The organism is Bradyrhizobium sp. TM233 (assembly GCF_036247965.1).
GTDB lineage: Bacteria > Pseudomonadota > Alphaproteobacteria > Rhizobiales > Xanthobacteraceae > Bradyrhizobium > Bradyrhizobium ottawaense.
The window spans coordinates 1-342 of the sequence record NZ_BTIG01000120.1; the positions used below are offsets into that span (position 1 = coordinate 1).

A 342-nucleotide genomic window follows, 5' to 3' on the forward strand; every position below is an offset into this window, starting at 1 on the left:
CGATCGCGGATTGATCGAGGCGCCCGCCGGGGCCCGGCCTGAAGTAGGAGCGGACCGTCTCGGCCTCCACCCGGCGATTGCCTTCGACGACGATCGTCTCCGCCGCCTGCGCGGCCGCCGGCTGCGGCAGCAGTGCAAGCGGAAGCGAACTTCCAATCGATACAGCACTCATCGCCACGGCGATCAGCCAGGCCCGCAAAAACGACATTCCACACCTCAGCAGCACTTCACATGCCCTGAAGACGGGAGCCCTGTGGCCGCGGTGTGGCTTTGCGATTTCCGCATTGTTTCTACGCGTTGAATTTCGTGCGGGGCGCTCCGCCGCGCCGCGGCGCGATGCCG

At 66.7% G+C, this 342-nt stretch carries 1 protein-coding gene; it reads right to left on the bottom strand.

All coding sequences use genetic code 11. From position 1 onward, the window contains the following. Positions 1 to 208: hypothetical protein (locus AABA86_RS33935; RefSeq protein ID WP_338309840.1), on the bottom strand; the 208-nt coding region annotated here is incomplete at its 3' end. Between the last annotated feature and the right edge of the window lie 134 nt (positions 209 to 342).